Origin of the sequence: Streptomyces sp. NPDC005866 (assembly GCF_040629895.1) — a bacterium.
Taxonomy (GTDB): domain Bacteria; phylum Actinomycetota; class Actinomycetes; order Streptomycetales; family Streptomycetaceae; genus Streptomyces.
Genome location: NZ_JBEXWP010000003.1, coordinates 238,000 through 258,499, shown reverse-complemented (window position 1 = coordinate 258,499; position 20,500 = coordinate 238,000). Strand labels below are relative to the sequence as shown.

The window sequence follows — 20,500 nt, the reverse complement described above, 5'->3', positions numbered from 1 at the left end:
CCCGCCGTTCATCACCTGCCGGCCGTCTTGCGACGACGCCCGGCAGGCGCGTCGACCGCTTCCGTGTGTGTACGGCCGGCCGTGCGCGCGTACGGTCGGCCGTGCTACTCCTCCTCCGGTGCCCGCGGCGGGCTGACCGTGGTGCGCTGCGGGCGTCGCTGGGAGGAGGTACGCACGATCAGTTCGGTCGGTATCACCTGCTCGACCGGCTGGTCCGACTCCACTCCCTCGATCGCGTCGATGAGCAGTTGCACCACCGCCGTGCCGATGCGGCGCGGCTTCAGGGAGAGCGTGGTGACGGGCGGCTCGGTGTTGGCGTACACGGTCGACTCGCTGCAGCACACCAGCAGCAGGTCGTCGGGGACGCGCAGCCCGTAGCGGCGGGCGGCGGCGAGCAGGTCGGTGCCGTTGGGGTCGAAGAGGCCGTAGACGGCGTCGGGGCGGTCCGGGCGGGCCAGCAGCCGGTCGGCGGCGACGGCGCCCGCGCAGGGGTCGTGCGCCGGGTAGGCCTCGTAGACCGGATCCTGGCCGACGCGTTCGCACCAGCGCAGGTAGGCGGTGGTGGACAGATGTGTGTACGTGTCCGTCGTGGTGCCCGTGAGCAGGCCGATCCGGCGGGCGCCCGCGGCGGCGAGATGGTCGAGGATGCCGAGCACGGCGGCTTCGTGGTCGTTGTCCACCCAGGCGGTGACCGGGAGCGAACCGGCCGGGCGGCCGTCGGAGACCACCGGCAGCCCCTGCCGGACCAGCTCGCTGACCACCGGGTCCTGGTCGGAGGGGTCGATGACAACCGTGCCGTCCAGGGCGACGTTCGACCACACGTCGTGGCGTGAGGTCGCCGGCAGGATCACCAGGGCGTAGCCGCGGGCGAGCGCGGCCGAGGTGGCGGCCCGTGCCATCTCTGCGAAGTACGCGAACTCGGTGAAGGTGAAAGGTTCATCCCCGTACGTGGTCACGGTCAGGCCGATGAGTCCCGACCTGCCGGTACGGAGGGTGCGGGCGGCGGCTGATGGGCGGTACCCCAGCCGGTCGGCGACCTCGCGGACATGGCGCCGGGTGGCATCCGGGAGCCGGCCCTTGCCGTTCAGGGCGTCGGAGACGGTCGTGATGGAGACTCCGGCGGCGGCGGCCACGTCTCTGATGCCCGCCCGGCCCGGCCGGCTGCCTCGCCGAGAGGTTTCCGCGCGGCTCACCTGGTGCTTCCCTGCTGCTGTCATAGCGAGCCGATAGTAGGGCTCATGCGGTGGGGTAGTGCGGACGCATATGCACGCGTTGACAGGCACGTTTCTGCAAGGTCAAAGATGGTCAACTGCCTTAGAAAGAAAGTCAGTTGAACGATCCAATGGTGAGACGTGACGTGTCGGCACGCATGGGCCTGCCAAGTGCCCGATGTTTCGAAGAGGTCTCAACTCACCTTCACGGGTGATGCGCGCCAGGGCGCGAGCCACCGGCGCGTAGATATATGTAGGGCGCGCCCCCGAAAAATGCGCCTTCGTGTGGTGATGCCCGTGATGCCGGTGAGACGGATGAGGTCAGCCCCCGGCTGCTCGCTCGCTCCGCCGCTGTACGCAGCGGAGCCGAATCCTCATAAGGTGAGCAGTAATGGATGCCGGCGGCGCGGACGGTCCGCCGGTGGTCGCGAGGAGGACTGCGGTGAGCGAGACGAGCCCCAAGCTGCGCGCCGAGCTGGAGGGTATCCCCAGCTACAAGCCGGGGCGCAGTGTCAAATCTGCCGCCACTGCCGCAGGCACCGCGGCCGATGGCCCGGCCGCCTACAAGCTCTCCTCCAACGAGAACCCGTATCCCCCGCTGCCCGGTGTGATGGAGTCCGTGACCGCGGCCGCTGCCGCCTTCAACCGCTACCCGGACATGGCGTGCACGGAGCTGATGAACGAGTTGTCGGACCGCTTCGGTGTCCCGCTCGGCCATCTGGCCACCGGCACCGGCTCGGTCGGCGTCGCCCAGCAGCTGATCCAGGCCACCAGCGGCGCCGGCGACGAGGTGATCTACGCCTGGCGGTCCTTCGAGGCGTACCCGATCATCACGCAGATCAGCGGCGCCCGCTCGGTCCAGGTTCCGCTCACGCCCGGCGATGTGCACGACCTGGACGCGATGGCGGAGGCGATCACCGACCGCACCCGCCTGATCTTCGTCTGCAACCCCAATAACCCCACCGGCACCGTTGTGAAGCGGGCCGAGCTGGAGCGGTTCCTGGACCGGGTCCCCGCCGATGTTCTGGTGGTCCTTGACGAGGCCTACCGGGAGTTCATCCGCGACCCCGAGGTACCCGACGGTGTCGAGCTCTACCGGGAACGGCCGAACGTCTGTGTCCTGCGGACCTTCTCCAAGGCGTACGGCCTCGCCGGGCTGCGCGTCGGCTTCGCGATCGCCCGTGAGCCGGTGGCGGCGGCGCTGCGCAAGACGGCGGTGCCGTTCGGCGTGAGCCAGCTCGCCCAGGAGGCGGCGATCGCCTCGCTGCGGGCCGAGGACGAACTGCTCGGCCGGGTCGGCTCGCTGGTGTGCGAGCGGCAGCGCGTGGTCGGGGCACTCCGTGCTCAGGGCTGGACGGTGCCCGAGACGCAGGCCAACTTCGTGTGGCTGCGGCTGGGGGAGCGTACGACGGCCTTCGCACAGCTCTGCGAGGAGCACGGCGCGGTCATCCGGCCGTTCCCGGGCGAGGGAGTCCGCGTGACGGTGGGGGAGACCGAGGCGAATGACATCTTCCTGAAGGTGGCGGAGAACTTCCGCAAGGAGCTTTAGCCGCTAGGAGCTCCAGCCGGAAGGAGCTGTACGGAAGGAGCTCTGGCCGCAAGGAGTCTGGCCGCAAGGAGTCTGGTCGCAGGAGCTCCAGCCCTGGTGAGTTCTGGCCGACGGCAGTCGCAAGAAGCCTTAGCCGTCGGCCAGTTCCACACGTACGGGGTCTCCGTCCCGGACCGTGGAAAGCAGCCGGGGACGTCGAGGCGGCCGAGAACATTGCACGGGCTCGCGAGGCGGCACTCGCTGCCTCGAGAAATCGGCGTGGGCCCGTAAGGGCGTGGGCCCGTAAGGGAGGGCGAGGGCGTCGCCGTCCGCCCAGAAGGAGGCCGCGCCCGGGTCCACGACCTGTTGGGCATCGGTTCCACGATGAAACCGAGACGCCTATGTCGAAGTAGACCTCCTCGCCCCAGTGTGTGCGGTGGAGACGAGGGGGAGCGCCTCAGCGAGGGCCTGGGCGGTCGGAGTGGGATCGGCGGGACCCCCCTGGCTGTGTCGAAAATCGGTGCGTCATAATGGCTTGTGAATGTGAATGCATTCACAAGCGCGTCCCGTTTGGTCCGTGATGTACGCGACAAACGAGGCACATTGCCGCAGTACCACGGCGACGTAAGGAGGCTGACGACGTGGACCTGGCCCTGGCGCCGGAGACACTGGCGCGTTGGCAGTTCGGCATCACCACCGTCTACCACTTCCTGTTCGTCCCGCTGACGATCTCGCTGGCCGCCCTCACGGCCGGCCTGCAGACCGCATGGGTGCGCACGGAGAAGGAGAGGTACCTCAGGGCGACCAAGTTCTGGGGCAAGCTCTTCCTCATCAACATCGCGATGGGTGTGGTCACCGGCATCGTGCAGGAGTTCCAGTTCGGCATGAACTGGTCGGACTACTCGCGGTTCGTCGGTGACATCTTCGGCGCCCCGCTCGCCTTCGAGGCGTTGATCGCCTTCTTCTTCGAGTCCACCTTCATCGGGCTGTGGATCTTCGGCTGGGACAAGCTGCCCAAGAAGATCCATCTGGCCTGTATCTGGATGGTCTCCATCGGCACGATCCTGTCCGCCTACTTCATCCTCGCGGCCAACTCATGGATGCAGCACCCCGTCGGCTACAAGATCGACAAGGTGAAGGGGCGCGCCGAGCTCACCGACTTCTGGGCCGTCCTGACCCAGAACACCGCCCTGGCCCAGGCCTTCCACACGCTGACCGCGTCCTTCCTGACCGGTGGCGCGTTCATGGTCGGCATCGCCGCCTTCCACCTGTTCCGCAAGAAGCACATCAGCGTGATGAAGACCTCGCTGCGGCTGGGTCTGGTCACCGTGGTCGTCGCCGGCCTGCTCACAGCGATCAGCGGCGACACCCTCGGCAAGGTCATGTTCAAGCAGCAGCCGATGAAGATGGCCGCCGCCGAGGCCCTGTGGGACGGCCAGAACTCGGCACCGTTCTCGGTCTTCGCCTACGGCGACGTGAGCAAGGGCCACAACAGCGTCGAGCTGTCGATCCCCGGCATACTGTCGTTCCTCGCCGACGACAACTTCAACTCGTACGTCCCCGGCATCAACGACACCAACAAGACCGAGCAGCAGAAGTACGGCGCCGGCGACTACCGGCCCATCATCCCCGTCACCTTCTGGGCGTTCCGCTGGATGATCGGCTTCGGTATGGCGTCCTTCGCCATCGGCCTGGCCGGGCTCTGGCTGACCCGCAAGAAGTTCATGCTGCCGCAGCATCTGCGGGTCGGTGAGGACGAGGTGCCGCATCTGGTCCTCTTCAAGAACAAGGCCCTCAGCCCGAAGCTCGGCAGGCTGTACTGGCTGGTGGCGATCTGGACGCTCGGCTTCCCGCTGATCGCCGACTCCTGGGGTTGGATCTTCACCGAGATGGGCCGTCAGCCGTGGGTCGTCTACGGCGTCCTGCAGACCCGTAACGCCGTCTCCCCCGGTGTCTCCCAGGCGGAGATCCTCATCTCGATGATCACCTTCACCGCGCTCTACGCCGTCCTCGCCGTCGTCGAGGTCAAGCTGCTGGTGAAGTACATCAAGGCCGGCCCGCCCGAGCTCACCGAGGACGACCTCTACCCGCCCACGAAGATCGGCGGCGAGACCCGTGACGCCGACAAGCCGATGGCCTTCTCGTACTAGGCCGAGGGAGACGCAGTCATGGAACTTCACGACGTCTGGTTCGTCCTGATCGCCGTCCTGTGGACCGGCTACTTCTTCCTGGAGGGCTTCGACTTCGGGGTCGGCATCCTCACCAAGCTGCTCGCCCGCGACCGGCTGGAGAAGCGGGTGCTGATCAACACGATCGGCCCCGTCTGGGACGGCAACGAGGTGTGGCTGCTCACCGCGGGCGGCGCGACCTTCGCCGCCTTCCCCGAGTGGTACGCCACGCTGTTCTCCGGCTTCTATCTGCCGCTGCTGGTCATCCTGGTCTGCCTGATCGTCCGGGGTGTCGCCTTCGAGTACCGGGCGAAGCGGCCCGAGGAGAACTGGCAGCGCAACTGGGAGACCGCGATCTTCTGGACCTCGCTGATCCCGGCGTTCCTGTGGGGCGTGGCCTTCGGGAACATCGTGCGGGGCGTGAAGATCGACCAGCACTTCGAGTACGTCGGCAACGTCTGGGACCTGCTCAACCCGTATGCCCTGCTCGGTGGACTCGTGACACTGACCCTGTTCACCTTCCACGGAACGGTGTTCACCGCACTCAAGACGGTCGGTGACATCCGGGTACGGGCGCGAAAGCTGGCGACCAGGGTCGGGCTGCTCACCGCCGTGCTGGCGCTGGTCTTCCTGCTGTGGACTCAGGTCGACAGTGGAGACGGCAAGAGCCTGGTGGCCCTGGTCGTGGCGGTCGTCGCGCTGGGCGTCGCCCTCGGGGCCAACCTGCGCGGCCGTGAGGGATGGGCATTCGCCCTGTCCGGCATCACCATTGTGGCCGCCGTGGCGATGCTCTTCCTGTCGCTCTTCCCGAACGTCATGCCGTCGTCGCTCAACGAGGGCTGGAGCCTCACGGTCACCAACGCCTCGTCGAGCCCGTACACCCTGAAGATCATGACCTGGCTGGCGGCGATCGCCACGCCGCTCGTCATGCTCTACCAGGGGTGGACGTACTGGGTGTTCCGCAAGCGGATCGGTACGCAGCACATCGCAGCCGAAGCCGCGCACTGAGTCCGTACTGACCCCGCACCGAGTCCGCATGAGTCCAAGGAGCGGGTGTTTCACGTGAAACACCCGCTTCGGACCGAAGGGCATGTTTCACGTGAAACCAATCGATCCGCGTCTGCTGCGCTACGCCCGAGCCACTCGTCTCTTCTTGATTGCGGTCGTCTGCCTCGGTGCGGTGGGGGCCGGGCTGGTCATCGCCCAGGCGATGCTCATCGCCGAAGTAGTGGTCGGCGCCTTCCAGCACGGCCACTCGCTATCCGAACTCCGCACTCCCCTACTGTTGTTGGTGGCCGTCGCCGTCGGCCGGGCGCTGGTCTCCTGGCTCACCGAACTGTCCGCGCACCGGGCGAGCGCGGCGGTCAAGTCCGAGGTCCGCGGTCGGCTCCTGGACCGGGCGGTGGCGCTCGGTCCCGGCTGGCTGAGCGGTCAGCGGACCGGCTCGCTGGTCACCCTCGCCACGCGCGGAGTCGACGCCCTCGACGACTACTTCTCGCGCTATCTGCCCCAGTTGGGGCTCGCGGTGGTTGTACCGGTAGCGGTGCTGGCCCGGATCGTCACGGAGGACTGGTTGTCCGCGGCGATCATCGCGGGGACCCTGCCGCTCATCCCGCTCTTCATGGTGCTGATCGGCTGGGCCACCCAGTCGCGTACGGACCGTCAGTGGCAGCTGTTGTCCCGGCTGTCCGGCCACTTCCTGGATGTGGTCGCCGGGCTGCCCACGCTAAAGGTGTTCGGGCGGGCCAAGGCGCAGGCCGAGTCCATCCGCCGGATCACTGGCGAGTACCGGCAGGCGACCATGCGAACCCTGCGGATCGCCTTCCTGTCCTCCTTCGCGCTGGAACTGCTCGCCACGCTGTCGGTGGCGCTGGTCGCCGTGACCATCGGCATGCGGCTTGTGCACGGGGACATGGATCTGTACATCGGGCTGGTCATCCTGGTTCTCGCGCCCGAGGCGTACCTCCCGCTGCGGCAGGTGGGTGCCCAGTTCCACGCGGCGGCCGAGGGGCTCGCGGCGGCGGAGGAGATCTTCGCGGTGCTGGAGACGCCGGTGCCGGTGTGCGGCACGGGAGAGGTCCCTTCTGATGCTTCTCTGGCCTTCGAAGGAGTGACGGTCCGCTACCCGGGTCGTTCGGCGGACGCGGTGACCGATGTGTCGTTCACCGTGGAACCCGGCGAGACCGTTGCGCTGGTCGGCACGAGCGGCGTGGGCAAGTCGACGCTCCTGAACGTGCTGCTGGGGTTTGTGCGGCCGACGGTGGGCCGGGTGCGGATCGGGGGAGCGGAGCTCGCCGAGGTGGACCTGGAGGCGTGGCGGTCGCGGATCGCATGGGTGCCGCAGCGGCCGCATCTGTACGCCGGGACGATCGCCGAGAACGTACGGCTCGCGCGTCCCGACGCCTACGACGACGCGGTACGACGCGCCCTGCGGGACGCGGGGGCGCTGGAGTTCGTGGACGCGTTGCCGGAGGGCGCCGGGACGGTGCTCGGTGAGGACGGGGCCGGATTGTCCGCCGGGCAGCGGCAGCGGCTGGCATTGGCGCGGGCGTTCCTGGCGGACCGGCCGGTGCTCTTGCTCGATGAGCCGACGGCTGCGCTGGACGGGGCGACCGAGGCGGAGGTCGTGGCGGCGGTACGACGGCTTGCCGCGGGGCGGACGGTGTTGCTGGTGGTGCACCGGCCGGCGCTGCTCTCGGCGGCGGACCGGGTGGTGAGGCTCTCCGGCGGCGAGGCCCCCACGGGGCTCCACCCTCTGCACCCCCAGTCCCTTCGCCCGCCCACCATCCAACTCGGCGCATTGGAAAGCGAGGCGAGCGAACAGCTCGTTCGGTCGGCAAGTGGCTCGGCGGAGCAACTCGGTCTGCCTGTGAGTGGTCCTGTGGAGCCGGCGTCCGCACGGCACCAGGGCGTTCTGGCTCGCGTTCGTGTGGCCTCCGGTGCCCGGCGGGGACGGTTGTTGCTCGCTCTCCTGCTCGGAACTTTCGCGCTCGGCAGTGCCGTCGGGCTGATGGCGACCTCCGGGTGGTTGATCTCCCGGGCCTCGCAGCAGCCGCCGGTGCTGTATCTGATGGTCGCCGTGACGGCTACCCGGGCCTTCGGGATCGGGCGGGCCGTCTTCCGGTACAGCGAGCGGCTCGTCTCGCACGACGCCGTGCTGCGGATGCTGGCCGATACCCGGGTTGCCGTGTACCGGCGCCTTGAGCGGCTCGCACCTGCCGGGCTTCACGCGACCAGGCGGGGGGATCTGCTCAGCCGGCTCGTCACCGACGTGGACACCCTGCAGGACTACTGGCTGCGCTGGCTGCTGCCCGCCGGGGTCGCGGCGGCCGTGTCCGCTGGGGCCGTGGGGTTCACGGCCTGGCTGTTGCCTGAGGCGGGGGCCGCCCTGGCCGTGGGGCTGCTGGCGGCCGGCGTGGGTGTTCCGCTGGTGACCTCCGCCGTGGCCCGTCGCGCCGAGCAGCGGCTGGCGCCCGCCCGCGGATTGCTCGCGACGCGGGTGACCGACCTGCTCACCGGCACCGCCGAACTGACCGTCGCCGGCGCGCTGCCCGCCCGTACCGACGAGGTCCGGCGGGCCGACCGCACGCTCACCCGGATCGCCTCGCGGGCCGCCACCGCCACCGCGCTCGGAGACGGCCTGACCGCCCTGCTGACGGGCCTGACCGTCGCCGCCACCGCGCTGCTGGGCGCCCAGGGGGTCGCCGACGGTCGGCTGAGCGGGGTGGCGATGGCGGTCGTCGTACTCACTCCGCTGGCCGCCTTCGAGGCCGTACTGGGGCTGCCGCTCGCCGTGCGGCACCGGCAGCGGGTGCGCAAGAGCGCCGAGCGCATCTACGAGGTGCTGGACGCGCCCGAGCCCGTGCACGAGCCGGAGCGGCCGCGCCAGGCCCCCGCCGGACCCTTCCCCGTCGTACTGAGGGGCCTGTCCGCCCGCCACCAGTGCCAGCGTCGGGACGCGCTCGCCGGGCTCGACCTCACCCTCCACGAGGGGCGCCGGGTCGCCGTGGTCGGTCCCTCCGGCTCCGGCAAGACGACCCTCGCGGAGGTCCTGCTGCGGTTCCTCGACCCGGACGCGGGCTCCTACACCCTCGCCGGAGTGGACGCGTACGGCATGGACAGCGACGACGTACGCCGGCTCGTCGGGCTGTGCGCCCAGGACGCGGACCTCTTCGACAGTTCCGTGCGCGAGAACCTGCTGCTCGCCCGTAAGGACGCCACCGAGGAGAACCTGCGGGACGCGCTGGGCCGGGCCCGGCTGCTCGACTGGGTGGACGGGCTGCCCGACGGGCTCGACACCCTCGTCGGCGAGCACGGGGCTCGGCTGTCCGGCGGTCAGCGGCAGCGGCTGGCGCTCGCCCGGGCGCTGCTCGCGGACTTCCCGGTGCTCGTCCTGGACGAGCCCGCAGAGCATCTCGACCTGCCCACGGCGGACGCGCTCACCGCCGATCTGCTGGCCGCCACCGAGGGCCGTACGACGGTGCTCATCACCCACCGGCTGGCAGGCCTGGAAGACGTGGACGAGGTGATCGTGCTCGACGAGGGCCGGGTGGTGCAGCGCGGGCCGTACGGGGAGCTGGCCGCCGTCGCCGGGCCGTTGCGGGGGATGGCGGAGCGGGAGGCGGCGGCGGAGACGCTGGTGGGCGCTCCTTAGGACCTGGTGCGAGCACCTTAGGACCTGGTGGGCGCGCCTTAGGGGCCGGTGGGAGCACCCCAGCTCGGCAGCAACCCGCAGGCGGCCGCGTGCGCCGTACTGGATCCGGCGGATCTAGATGCGTGCCGCCAGCAGCTGCTCGATCACGACTGCCACACCGTCGTCGTTGTTGGCGACCGTGCGGCCGGAGGCGGCGGCGATGACGTCCGGGTGGGCGTTGCCCATCGCGTACGACTGCCCGGCCCAGGTCAGCATCTCGAGGTCATTGGGCATGTCACCGAAGGCCACGACCTCCTCGTGCGAGATGCCGCGCTCGGCGCACTCCAGGGCCAGCGTGCTGGCCTTGGAGACCCCCGGACCGCTGATCTCCAGCAGGGCGCTGGGGCTGGAGCGGGTGACGGTAGCGCGGTCGCCGATGGCGAGGCGGGCGAGGGTGAGGAACGCGTCGGGCTCGAGGTGGGGGTGGTAGGCAAGGATCTTGAGCACGGGCTCGCCGGCGCTCGGGCCGTCGGGCGCGAGGATCTCCTCGGCGGGCAACAGATGGTCCGGTGTCTCCAGGTGCAGCTTGGGATAGGCGGGCTCCTGGTGGAAGCCGTACGTCTGCTCGATCGCGTACACCGTGCCGGGCGCGGCGTCGCGCAGCAGTCGTACGGCGTCCAGTGCGTTCTCCGTGGCCAGTTCGCGCACCTTCACGAAGCGGTGGGCGCCGGGGCCGCCGTGCAGGTCGACCACGGCGGCGCCGTTGCCGCAGATCGCCAGGCCGTGGCCGTGGACGTGGTCGCTGACGACGTCCATCCAGCGGGCCGGGCGGCCGGTGACGAAGAAGACCGCGATGCCCGCCTCCTCGGCGGCGGCCAGCGCGGCGACCGTCCTCGGGGACACCGACTTGTCGTCGCGCAGCAGGGTGCCGTCGAGATCGGTGGCGATCAGGCGGGGCGGGGTCGCGAAGGCGGAGGTCTCGGGCTGTCGGGTCGCTGAGGTCACCGGGCCATTCTCGCGCATATGCCCGCACGCCAGTGCGGTGCTCCGCACAGATGAGACACAGACGACTCTGAGGCACCCCCGGGCCTGCCCGGCGTCCCCCGGCCTCGCCCAGCGTCCACCCGGCCCTGCCCGTCCTCCCCCGGGGGCCTTCCCCGTCTGCCTCAGGCCAGCTGGGCCGGGGCCTCCAGGGCGATCCGCTCGAAGACCTTCTCCTCGGCCGCGAAGTCCGAGTCGGGGATGGGCCAGTGGATCACCAGCTCGGTGAAGCCCAGCTCCTGGTGGCGGCCGGCGAAGTCCACGAAGGCGTCCAGCGACTCCAGCGGACGGGCGCGGTCCGGGGTGAACCCGGTGAGCAGGATCTTGTCCAGCTCCGACGCGTCCCGGCCGATCGCCGCGCAGGCCTCGCCGAGTTTCACGGTCTGACCGCGCAGCGCCTCGACCGACTGTTCGGGCGTGCCGTTCTCGTACAGCTTCGGGTCGCCGGTGGTCACCCACGCCTGTCCGTACCGCGCGGCCAGCCTCAGCCCGCGCGGGCCGGTGGCCGCGACCGCGAAGGGCAGCCGGGGCCGCTGCACACAACCCGGTATGTTGCGCGCCTCGTGGGCCGAGTAGAAGTCACCCTCGTAGGTCACGGAGTCCTCGGTGAGCAGCCGGTCGAGCAGCGGCACGAACTCGGCGAACCGGTCGGCGCGCTCGCGCGCGGTCCACGGCTCCTGGCCCAGCGCGGTGGCGTCGAAGCCGGTGCCGCCTGCGCCGATACCGAGCGTCACCCGGCCGCCGGAGATGTCGTCGAGGGAGATCAGCTCCTTGGCGAGCGTCACCGGGTGCCGGAAGTTCGGCGAGGTGACGAGGGTGCCCAGACGCAGCCGGTCGGTGACGGACGCGGCGGCGGTCAGGGTCGGTACCGCGCCGAACCATGCCGCGTCGCGGAAGCTCCGCCAGGACAAGTGGTCGTAGGTGTACGCCGTCCGGAAGCCGAGTACCTCGGCCCGGCGCCAGATCGACTGGCCTTCGGCCCAGGGGTATACCGGCAGGATGACCGTGCTCAGATGCATGTGGTCGACCCTAACCGGCCGTGGAATCGTTCGGTGCCGACCCGGCGGTGAACCGGCGGTACGCGCGGTTCTTCGGCATGTGGGTGGTCCCGGAGGGGCTCGGGTCCCCCTGGATCCTCGGCGCCACGGCTCCGTACGGCCGAGCGCTGCGGCGTCATCAGGCGGTGGAGTCCGGGTCGTAGCCGCGGAGAATGCCCCCGAACCGGTCGAGCAGGGCTGTGGCCTCGTCGTCCGGATACCCGCTGTTGAAGTGCATGACGCCGTTGCGGACGTCTTTCACGCGGCGGAGCAGGCCGACGAAGTGGCCACGGTCCACCCCGGGCCAGTTGAGCTTCTTCCAGCGTTCCTCGTCGTCGAGCAGCCGGACGTACTCGCCGAACATCAACTGATCGACCTGTCTGCGGCGTCGGTCCCTGTGTACTTTTCGCACGTCGTCCTCGTCGTACACCCGGCTGAGACAGCGACGGAGGCGCCGTTCGATCTCACCGAGTACGAAGAACGGGCGTGCGATGGCCACGAACTGGTCGGCGAGGTCCGCTGTGGTGACGATGCCGGTCACTGATCCCACGGCACTGCGCACCAGGACGAAGCCATATGTCTGGATCATGGGAATTACCGGCAGGAGGTAGGCGGTCGACTCGACTGCGTGGTACTCGCTGGTGAGGGCGTTCCGGACGGTGGCCTCCCGGCCGGTGGCGTGCATATGGGCGATGGAAGCCCAGGTGACGACGCCTTGCAGGGCGCCCAGGCCGTTGAGGACGGGCAACTGGGAGAAGCCGCGTTCGGCCATGATGCTCATGGTCTTGGGCAGCGTGTCGTCGGGCGTGACGGAGACGGCTCCGTCGACGGCCGAGGGGAACATGCTGATCCGCAGCGCGGTCTGGGGCAGCAGGCCGACGGGATCCTCTCCGGGCGCCTCGTCCGGTGACCCGTCGGAATCCAGTGTGTTGCCTGTGTCTGCTGGCTGAAGTGGGTCCTGGGCGACCTGGCTCGGGGTCTCGACGTTGACGGCCTGGTATGTGCCCGCGTCGGTGTCGCCGGCCGTGTGACCCTGTGCGGGACCGGCGTCACCGTCGGGCAGAGGCACTACTCGGATCTCGCCGTCGATGGGGCCGACGGCGAGATCCGGCACCGTGGTCAGCCCGGCGTTGCTCAGGTCGAGCGAGATGCGTGACACCGCCGCATGGTTGCGGAACCGGACATTCCATCGCGCCAGCAGTTGGCGTCGGCTCAGCGTGGCACCGGCCAGGCTCGCCACGTCGAGTTCACCCGAGGCTGACATCGGCTTCCTCTCAGACCGTCGCTTTGCCCATGGCCCGCTCCACGAGGCTCAGCAAGCGCGCGGCTCGGTCCCGGTAGAACGCGTCGAAGTCGTCGTCGTGGAGGGCTTTCGGGCTGATGTGATGGGTTTCGACCATGTCGTCAAGCCAGTCGCGGCTGATTCCTGCAGCCTTCTCCAACGCGACGAGGTAGACGGAGGGAGAGTTGCCGCCGATGCTCTGGTACGACTGGAACGACAGGGCGGTCTTGTTGACGATGCTGGTCATCCGCGCGCTGTCAGCCTCATTGCGGTCGAACCACGCCTTGGGGAAGACCTGCCGGATGTCGACGGACCAGCCAGTCAGGTTCTGCTCGCTGATGGCCTCGTCCGGGAAGCGCCAGTCCACCGCGCCCTCCTTCATCAGCAGCGCGTAAATGCCCTTGTAGGCAGCGCTGTTGCGTGAGGTCAGCCGGTGCAGGCGCTGCTCCTGGAAGGAAGCCTCGGTGATGGTGTCCGGCTCCGGTCCGCCATCCGTCAGCCAGGCGATGACCTGTTCCACGTCACGGACGAAGCGGGTGTCGGTGACGCCTCCGTACAGCTCGCCGAGCACGCCGCACCAGTACCAGCGGGACAGTCCGTCCTTGACCGTCGACTCCTCGCACGCTTCCCTGCCGAGGAGTGCGGCGATGGCCGCGAGCGGTACCAGCTGCGAGCCGTACGGCAGGTCCCTCTCCTTGAAGACGTGCTGCGAGGCGAGGAACTTGCCGACCCAGGCGAAGGCACCGGTGACCTTGGGGGCGAGTGCGCTGTAGTCGGCCAGAGGCAGGTGCAGCAGGTCACGGCGCTTACAGCTGACCGCGGGCGGACTGGCCGCTCCCGGGTTGTCCGACAGGAACCGCTGCTTGCGCTGCCAGGTCTGCACGAGAGCGATCGTCTGGAGAAAGTCAAGACTGGTCAGCCCGGTCTCATGCCTGCTGTCGGCGTCGATGGAACCGAGAACCGGATACGCGGTGCTGAGCATCTGCTTGGTCGTCCCCCAGTCCTCACTGAGACTGAAGTCCCTGCCGTGTTCACGGGTGTACCGGTCGTCTCCGGCGTAGGTCGCGGTGAGCAGTTCGAACACGTTGAGGACCACGCCACCGGTGTTGACCCGCTCGAAAACCGAGCAGACGGCGTCCTTCTGGGTCTCCTTGGGCAAGCGGATCAGCGGCACCTTGAAACCCTTGACCGTGTCGATGACCTTCGCCTGGAACGCCGACCAGGTGTCCCAGCGGTCTTCGGACGCGCTGACAAAGGCGCGCTGCCACCTGCCGGTGGCGTCCGCGTCGAATATCAGGTTCAGCGGGAAGAAGCCGGCTGTACATTCGGCCTCTCTGCTGGTCAGGTCCAGGAGAATCCGCCCGAAGGAGCCTCGCAGGAGGCGATCCGCGGGGATGGACCGGATCGCCTCGTCCCGGTCGGACTCCTCGTTCACTGCCAGCGAGATGTCGATGTAGTACCAGCGTTGGACGGGCTTGTTCCGTGTGTCGCTCGTCTCCACCGGCTGGTCCGACCGCAGTGCCTGGAACAGTGAGGTCAGCCGCTGCTGCCCGTCCAGCAGAAGCTGCTCGGGAACGGTGCCGGGCCGTACCACGGTTCCGTACAGTGGCCGTGCCTTGAACTGCGCCTCGCCGCCCGTGTCCAGCGTCATCGCCACGCCCAGCGGGTAGTCGAGCGTCACCGTGGCCAGCAGAGCGCGGATCCGGTCGTCGTCCCACTTCCACTGACGCTGGAAGTCCGGCAACTGGATCTTTCCGGCCGCGACGTCGTCCAGCATTCTGCCCAGGCTTGGGCCGTCCAGCGCCACCACGTGTACCCCCGGGTCGTACCGGTGCCGCCTCGTACCGCCTCGCGAACTCCGGCGCGCGAGTGTACTGCCGACGGACATGTCCTACCGGATCATGCCCGAAGCGCGGTCGCCGACGAGGCCGTTTTCCGTGATCGCCGACTTCTCGGGATTCCGGCGTAAACAATCAGTCGTCAGCTCCCTCGCCGCGACGCGGGCGGTGGTGCACCGGGATCCGGCCCGTTCCCGCCCGCCCAGGGGTCCTGGCGCAGGTCGTCGGCATTCGTCCGGGCGTCGTCCGGGGCGTCGTGGAGCAGCCAGGCCGATCCGTCGGTGATCTTGGCCGCCACCTCGCCGGATTGCCAAGCAGTCGCGGTGGGTGTGGTCCCGCGTCAAGGCCGATCCGGTGACCGAGGAGGCGGCGGAGGTGTCTGCGGAGCCGCTCAAAGCCGCAGGTCTGCACAGTCACGAGTACGCGATCGACGCGACTGTCGCCGAGGCGGCACTGCGCCGGCCGGGCCCGGTGGCCATGCTCACGTCCGATGTCGATGACATGGCCCGACTGTGCGGTGACCGCGTCCGGCTCATCGGCATCTGAGTCGGAGACAACGAATCCGCCCAGGTCACGCCGCGATAGGCAAAAAGGCCTGATTGATGTGAACTTGTGCCTTCCGGCTTCCTGGTCTGGTTCGTTCCCTTGGCGACTCACGGTGGCGGTCATGTCTCGTTCAGGTCGGTGACTGAACGGCTGCTCCCAGACCGTGGTGAATGCCGCGACGAGGTCGGTGTCGGCCGGTGTTGCGGCCGGCCAATCGCGCTCGCCACTCGGAGACGGGGCCCAACAGGTGCATGGCCGCCCGGCGTCACCGTGAACGTCGCTAGTGTTGGCCTATGAGCGTGTTGGACACGGCCGAGCTTGAGGCCATGATCGAAGAGGCGACTGTCGACGCCTACAACGAGGACGAGCAGTTGACCGGTCTGTTCACCATGCTTGAGGAGCACCTCGACCTGCCCTTCATTACCGCGGTTCTCGGCGTCGAGGTGACCGTGCGCGGCATCGACCTCACACCGGGCGGTGGGATCGTCGCCCTGTGCTCTCGCGGCGGTATGCGGCAGACGATCGGAATCCTGGAGCTGCCCTTGCCCAGCCCGGCGCCCGAGGGCGCGGAGTGGATCGAGGCGTACCGTCACTGGGCCGGTTGAGGCTGGGCATCTCACACCCATGCGGCATCGGCTTGAAGGGCTGAATGTGGTTGACGCTGTACACGGCACGCAGCAGGGCGCCGGCGAACCGTTGCTGACCGACCTCGTTGAACGCAGTGCCGAGTTGAAACGGCAGTTGGTTGCCTTCGGGCAGAGCACCCGCTTCGACCGGTGGCTGACGCCCCTCTGCTTGAGGCCGCGGGGCCTGAGCGGCAGTTGGACGAGGGCGAGGCGATCCGGATCGTCGACCACTTCATCCTGGGGATCGCCTGCCGGACGGTTCGAGCGTGGTGGACCGGTTTGTCGCCGGACGGAAGGACTTGGCGGCGGTCGACCGGGCGATGCTGCTCGGCTGGCGTGATCCGGTCGAGGGTGTCTTCGAGATCCAGCGCAAGGAAAAGGACGCCGTCGTCCTGCTGAACCTGGTCGACGACCTGGAGTACCGCACGTACTCGAACGTCGGACGTGCGGCGTTCCGCGGCGTGTCCAAAGGGGTATTCCTCCGCACCTGCCTGGTACCCATTCACTCGGTCGGCGGGGCGTGGCTGGTGTCCGGGGCGATGTCGAGCTACCCCAAATCCAGCGCCACCGAGATCGCCCAGGTCGCCCTCCACCTGGCCACCAGCCGACCAGAACTCGTCTTCCGCAACCCCGAGAAGATCGAGCAGGGATGGCAGCGGATGCGCGAGGACCGGGCCGCCTTCGTCGAGTTCTGCGGCGGCGACGAACTGGTTCTTCCGCCTGCCGAGGCCGAGGACCTCCTCGACGCCTACTACCGCCACCGCCAAGAGGCCGCCGTCGCCAAACAGCCCGGCCGTGCTCGGGGCAGGCGGCTTCCCGGCCTGGATTTTCCCTTCTTCGAGCTGCCGCAAGAACTGGCGGACACGGACACCATCGGTGTCATCTACGACGAGATCGACGGGCTCAACTTTTACGCGGACTACGGGATGCTGCGGGACCTCTTCGCGGACCCGGCCCTCGCGGGCCGCAGGCAGCACCAGGACCTGTTGCGCGTGTACCTGCGTGAGGAGTCGATCGCGCCATTGCCGATCAGCCGACTGGCCACCGCGTACCCGCAGACAGCCGACGTGGTCTTCCGGAAGCTGCTGCGGAAGCCCGAATTCACCTGGGGTGAGCACGGCGAGGCGCTGCTGCGCCGACGCAAGCCCTGGTACTACGCCAACGAGCCTCGCCCTGGCGTCTCCGTGATCGGCGACCGTCTCAGCGCGCTCCTCACCGGCCGTCGGTAGTCACCCTTCACACGGCAGCGAGTGCTCGCAACACCGCGCAGCTGCCCTGGGCCGCGTCGGCGGCGATCCGGCAGCGGCATCGACAACGATCAGCGCTCGCGGTAGCGCGCGAAGACGCGAGCACGCTCCTGCCTCCAGGACCAGTCCGCGGTCACCGGCAGCAGTGGCGGCGACGGATGGAGTGGAGGAACCGCAGAACAGAAGAACCGAGCATGCGCATACCGCAGTATGCTCACGGTATGGCGGAAACGACACGCATCACGGTTACGCTGCCGACGGACCAGGTCGCCGAGCTGAGGAAACTCACCGACAACGTCTCCGGGTATGTCGCCGAGGCGGTGGCACGGCAGCTACGGCACCAGTTGCTCGGCGCCGACCTGCTGCGTCACCAGGAGGAGCACGGGGAGTTCACCGAGGAGGAGCTGGCCGAAGCCCGCTCAAGGATCTTCGGTACGGCGCAAGCCGGCGGATCGGCGAGCGCCGCGTGATCGAGCACGTCGAGACCGTCGTCCTGGACTCCGAGGGGCTCTCCGCCTGGATCGCTCAGGACCGCAAGATCCTCGTGATGTTCCAGGTGTTCCACACCATGGGCGCCGACTTCGTCATCGGCGCCAACACCATCGTGGAGGTCAGCCATGCGCGGGTGAACATGCCCCGATTGCAGTGGGTACTCTCCCGCGTCAAGGTCGAGCCGGTGACCGAGAGCGCAGCGAAAGCGTCTGCGGAACTGCTCAAGGCCGCCGGTCTGCACGGCCACAAGTACGCGATCGACGCGACCGTCGCCGAGATGGCACTGCGCCAGCTGGGCCCGGTGGCCATGCTGACCTCAGACGTCGACGACATGTCCCGGTTGTGCGGCGACCGCGTCCGGCTCATCGGTATCTGAGCGGGTCACCGCGTTCTCCGGGCAAGGGGAATCTTCGCAGGCCAGGACGCGATAGGCGAAAAAGGCTTGACTGAGGTGACGAGGGTGCCCAGACGCAGCCGGTCGGTGACGGACGCGGCGGCGGTCAGCGTCGGTATCGCACCGAACCACGGGCCGTCCCGGAAACTGCGCCAGGACAGGTGGTCGTAGGTGTACGCGGTGTGGAAGCCCAGCTCCTCGGCCCGCGTCCAGGCGGAACGGCCGCCCTCGCTCCAGCGGCGGTAGGGCAGGATCACGGTGCTCAGACGCAGACTCATGCGTCCGAGACTAAGGGGCCCCACTGACAACGGACGAAACGGTCACCTTATGCGGCCGCTCAACCACGGCGTGAGCAGGTCCGCGGTCAGGTACTCCTTGTACGTACGGTCCCCGGGCAGCGGTACGACCAGCCAGGCCGCGGGCGGGAAGCGCCGGGAGCGGACATGGGCCAGTCCGCCGAAGACGGAGCGAAGGAAGGCGGGCACGTCGTCGCGCGGGAGGTCGTGGAACTCGACGCCCTCCACCGTGATCAGCGCGTCGTCCTCCGGGTAGAGCCGCACGCTCACCCGGGGCAGCCCGCCGAACTCGGCGTATGCCTCGTGCGGCAGCGAACCGTCCGGGTCCGCGGTGACACCGAAGCCCGCCGCGCTGCGCCGAGAGGTCTGGTCCGCGCCGATGTCGTGCGTCACCTCGATCGCGCGACCGCACTCGGCGGCGATCGCGCGAAGAGCGGTGACGGCCGCCTCGGTCGTGGGGAGGTGGCCCCTGCGGTCGCTTTGGTCCATACCAGTCATCATGCAGGGGTCAGCGCGGATCAGGGAAGCGCAGGTATTCCGGCGGTACGGCCTTCGTCAGCCACACCCCGTTCGCGCTGACGTGGAAGACATGGCCTGCCCGGTGCATGGCTCCCGCGTCGACCGACAGCACGATCGGGCGGCCGCGCCGGGCACCGACCCGGGTCGCGGTCTCGCGGTCGGCCGACAGGTGCACGTCGTGCCTGCTCATCGGGCGGAGTCCCCCGGTCCGGATCGCGTCCAGGTGCCGGGCGACGGTCCCGTGGTAGAGGTACGGCGGCGGGGTAGCCGGGGGCAGTCCGAGCTCGATGTCGACGCTGTGGCCCTGGCTCGCGCGGATCCGGGCGCCTTCGATCGCGAAGCGCTGCTTGTCGTTGGCCGCGACCACGTGGTCGAGTTCCTCGCGGGTGACCGGGAAGCCGTGCGCCGCTGCCGCCGCGAGCAGCGTGTCGATCTCCACCCAGCCGGCCTCGTCGAGCGTGAGACCAATGCGTTCGGGCTGGTGGCGCAGGTGTCTCGAGAGGTACTTCGACACCTTGACGGTGCGCCGCTCGTCCCACACCTTGTCGTTCTGTCCGTCATTCCGTCTGTGGCTGTTCTTGTCGTTCACTCCACCAGCGTGCCGGGAGAGACGCGGATCACGCAGTCGTTTTCTGCCGGAGGTTTGATCCACAACCAAGGCCGGTTATCCACAGGGGAATTGGCCGCGCTGTGGACAACTGCTGGGCGATTCTGGGCGTTTAATCAAGACCGTTAACAGGCTGGTGATGTGTCATCAGATCGTCCAAGTGGCGTGCCCGCACCTCCCGTTCGGCGGCCAGGGCGATGAACTCGGCGATGTGTTCCTGGCCAACTAGACGCCGTACGGCCTGAATGGTGCCGGCGGGGAGAGCCACGGTACGCGTCTCCGCCCGGTCCTTCGGCTGCTTTCCCGCGCCAAGTTGCCGACGCACCTCGCGGGTCGCGAACAGGCGCATCGCACGCGCCAGTTCGGCGTCCACCGTCTGCTGGGCGAGGGGGCGCAGACGCCGTACGAGGGAGGCCGCTTCGGCCGCTTTCGCGTCGGTGCGGTGGTGCGGGTTGTCGAGGTAGCGGGCGAAGACGTGCTCGGTGGTGAACTCCAGGAAACGAGCGGCTATGTGCTCGACCTCGACCCTCAACTCCCGCAGGTGCTCCGAGATCGCGGCGAGCGGTACCCCGGCCGCGTGCAACTCGGCGGCCACGACCAGTTCTTGAGGGCTCGGGACGAGGAAGGAGTCGGGATCGTCCGCCACCGGTTCCAGTACGCCGAGTGCCACGGCCTCGGCCACGGCCGTGTCGTCGGGGGTGCCGCCGAAGCGGGCGTCGAGGTCGGCGCGGGACAGGCAGGCCGGTTCCTCGTCGGTCCAGGGGCCCTCGGCTTCGGTGACGAGGCCGAGGACGCCGGCCAGGCCGCGGCCGGTGTCCCAGGCGTCGAGGAGTTCCTTGATGGAGGCGAGGGTGTAGCCGCGCGCGAGGAGATCGGCGATCTGGTGGAGGCGGGTGAGGTGGACGTCGGAGTAGAGGTTGGCGCGGCCCTGGCGCTCCGGGCGGGGGAGGAGGCCTTTGTCCTGGTAGGCGCGGATGGTGCGGACGGTGGTCTGGGAGCGGTGGGCCAAGTCTTCGATGCGGTACGTCATGTGGG

18 protein-coding genes and 2 pseudogenes are annotated in these 20,500 nt (G+C 68.8%); 10 read left to right on the top strand and 10 right to left on the bottom strand.

Annotation, left to right across the window (positions count from 1 at the left end; genetic code table 11):
* Positions 1–104: 104 nt before the first annotated feature.
* The gene (locus ABZ396_RS05975; RefSeq protein ID WP_358915040.1) at positions 105–1,217 is read right to left on the bottom strand and encodes a LacI family DNA-binding transcriptional regulator; all 1,113 of its coding nucleotides are present in this window, start codon (positions 1,215–1,217) and stop codon (positions 105–107) included.
* A gap of 436 nt (positions 1,218–1,653) precedes the next feature.
* Between ABZ396_RS05975 and hisC the strand changes: the two genes are divergently transcribed.
* Complete coding sequence (hisC, locus tag ABZ396_RS05970; RefSeq protein WP_358915038.1) at positions 1,654–2,760, top strand: histidinol-phosphate transaminase; 1,107 nt, start codon at positions 1,654–1,656, stop codon at positions 2,758–2,760.
* A gap of 129 nt (positions 2,761–2,889) precedes the next feature.
* On the opposite strand, the pseudogene ABZ396_RS05965 reads toward hisC, so the two are convergent.
* Positions 2,890–3,228: pseudogene (locus ABZ396_RS05965) on the bottom strand (cyclophilin-like family protein); the annotation flags it as partial.
* Between the two features lie 152 nt (positions 3,229–3,380).
* Between ABZ396_RS05965 and ABZ396_RS05960 the strand changes: the two are divergent.
* The 3 genes from ABZ396_RS05960 (at position 3,381) to cydD (ending at position 9,561) form a co-directional block, all read left to right on the top strand.
* The gene (locus tag ABZ396_RS05960; protein ID WP_358915036.1) at positions 3,381–4,889 is read left to right on the top strand and encodes a cytochrome ubiquinol oxidase subunit I; all 1,509 of its coding nucleotides are present in this window, start codon (positions 3,381–3,383) and stop codon (positions 4,887–4,889) included.
* Positions 4,890–4,907: 18 nt separating this feature from the next.
* Entirely contained in the window at positions 4,908–5,915 is a 1,008-nt protein-coding gene (gene cydB, locus ABZ396_RS05955) for a cytochrome d ubiquinol oxidase subunit II (protein WP_358915034.1), read from the top strand.
* 91 nt (positions 5,916–6,006) lie between these two features.
* Complete coding sequence (gene cydD, locus ABZ396_RS05950) at positions 6,007–9,561, top strand: thiol reductant ABC exporter subunit CydD (RefSeq protein WP_358915032.1); 3,555 nt, start codon at positions 6,007–6,009, stop codon at positions 9,559–9,561.
* A 114-nt stretch (positions 9,562–9,675) separates the two neighbouring features.
* Here cydD and ABZ396_RS05945 read toward each other — a convergent pair whose 3' ends face one another.
* Together ABZ396_RS05945 and ABZ396_RS05940 are read right to left on the bottom strand one after the other, a co-directional pair.
* The gene (locus ABZ396_RS05945; RefSeq protein ID WP_358915030.1) at positions 9,676–10,563 is read right to left on the bottom strand and encodes an HAD-IIB family hydrolase; all 888 of its coding nucleotides are present in this window, start codon (positions 10,561–10,563) and stop codon (positions 9,676–9,678) included.
* Between the two features lie 143 nt (positions 10,564–10,706).
* Entirely contained in the window at positions 10,707–11,600 is an 894-nt protein-coding gene (locus ABZ396_RS05940) for an LLM class flavin-dependent oxidoreductase (protein ID WP_358915028.1), read from the bottom strand.
* 20 nt (positions 11,601–11,620) lie between these two features.
* On the opposite strand from ABZ396_RS05940, the gene ABZ396_RS05935 reads away from it, so the two are divergent.
* Positions 11,621–11,782, top strand: coding sequence for a hypothetical protein (locus ABZ396_RS05935; RefSeq protein ID WP_358915027.1), 162 nt, complete (start codon positions 11,621–11,623; stop codon positions 11,780–11,782).
* Here ABZ396_RS05935 and ABZ396_RS05930 read toward each other — a convergent pair.
* A complete protein-coding gene (locus ABZ396_RS05930) occupies positions 11,758–12,882 on the bottom strand; it encodes a CBS domain-containing protein (protein WP_358915025.1) in 1,125 nt (374 codons plus the stop codon). The genes ABZ396_RS05935 and ABZ396_RS05930 overlap by 25 nt on opposite strands.
* Before the next feature lie 10 nt (positions 12,883–12,892).
* Positions 12,893–14,677 carry a DUF262 domain-containing protein gene (locus ABZ396_RS05925; protein ID WP_358915023.1) on the bottom strand — a complete coding sequence of 595 codons (1,785 nt, stop codon included), beginning with the start codon at positions 14,675–14,677 and terminating at the stop codon, positions 12,893–12,895.
* Between the two features lie 385 nt (positions 14,678–15,062).
* Between ABZ396_RS05925 and ABZ396_RS05920 the strand changes: the two are divergent.
* The 5 genes and pseudogenes from ABZ396_RS05920 to ABZ396_RS05900 all read left to right on the top strand — a co-directional run.
* A pseudogene (locus ABZ396_RS05920) lies at positions 15,063–15,284 on the top strand (DNA-binding protein); the annotation flags it as partial.
* 293 nt (positions 15,285–15,577) lie between these two features.
* The gene (locus tag ABZ396_RS05915; protein ID WP_358915021.1) at positions 15,578–15,889 is read left to right on the top strand and encodes a calcium-binding protein; all 312 of its coding nucleotides are present in this window, start codon (positions 15,578–15,580) and stop codon (positions 15,887–15,889) included.
* A 287-nt stretch (positions 15,890–16,176) separates the two neighbouring features.
* Positions 16,177–17,139: a hypothetical protein gene (locus tag ABZ396_RS05910; RefSeq protein ID WP_358915019.1), complete on the top strand. Its 963-nt coding sequence runs from the start codon at positions 16,177–16,179 to the stop codon at positions 17,137–17,139.
* 239 nt (positions 17,140–17,378) lie between these two features.
* Entirely contained in the window at positions 17,379–17,627 is a 249-nt protein-coding gene (locus tag ABZ396_RS05905) for a hypothetical protein (RefSeq protein WP_358915017.1), read from the top strand.
* Positions 17,624–18,025 carry a DNA-binding protein gene (locus ABZ396_RS05900; protein ID WP_358915015.1) on the top strand — a complete coding sequence of 134 codons (402 nt, stop codon included), beginning with the start codon at positions 17,624–17,626 and terminating at the stop codon, positions 18,023–18,025. The genes ABZ396_RS05905 and ABZ396_RS05900 overlap by 4 nt, the downstream gene beginning before the upstream one ends.
* A gap of 5 nt (positions 18,026–18,030) precedes the next feature.
* On the opposite strand, the gene ABZ396_RS05895 is transcribed toward ABZ396_RS05900, so the two are convergent.
* From ABZ396_RS05895 to ABZ396_RS05880, 4 genes are all read right to left on the bottom strand, one after another.
* Positions 18,031–18,321 (bottom strand): LLM class flavin-dependent oxidoreductase, encoded by a 291-nt coding sequence (locus ABZ396_RS05895; RefSeq protein ID WP_358915013.1) that lies wholly within the window; start codon positions 18,319–18,321, stop codon positions 18,031–18,033.
* A 42-nt stretch (positions 18,322–18,363) separates the two neighbouring features.
* Entirely contained in the window at positions 18,364–18,840 is a 477-nt protein-coding gene (locus tag ABZ396_RS05890; RefSeq protein ID WP_358915011.1) for a hypothetical protein, read from the bottom strand.
* A gap of 7 nt (positions 18,841–18,847) precedes the next feature.
* Entirely contained in the window at positions 18,848–19,447 is a 600-nt protein-coding gene (locus ABZ396_RS05885; RefSeq protein ID WP_358915009.1) for an RNA 2'-phosphotransferase, read from the bottom strand.
* A gap of 130 nt (positions 19,448–19,577) precedes the next feature.
* On the bottom strand, positions 19,578–20,495 hold the full coding sequence (locus ABZ396_RS05880; protein ID WP_358915008.1) for a MerR family transcriptional regulator: 918 nt from the start codon (positions 20,493–20,495) through the stop codon (positions 19,578–19,580).
* Between the last annotated feature and the right edge of the window lie 5 nt (positions 20,496–20,500).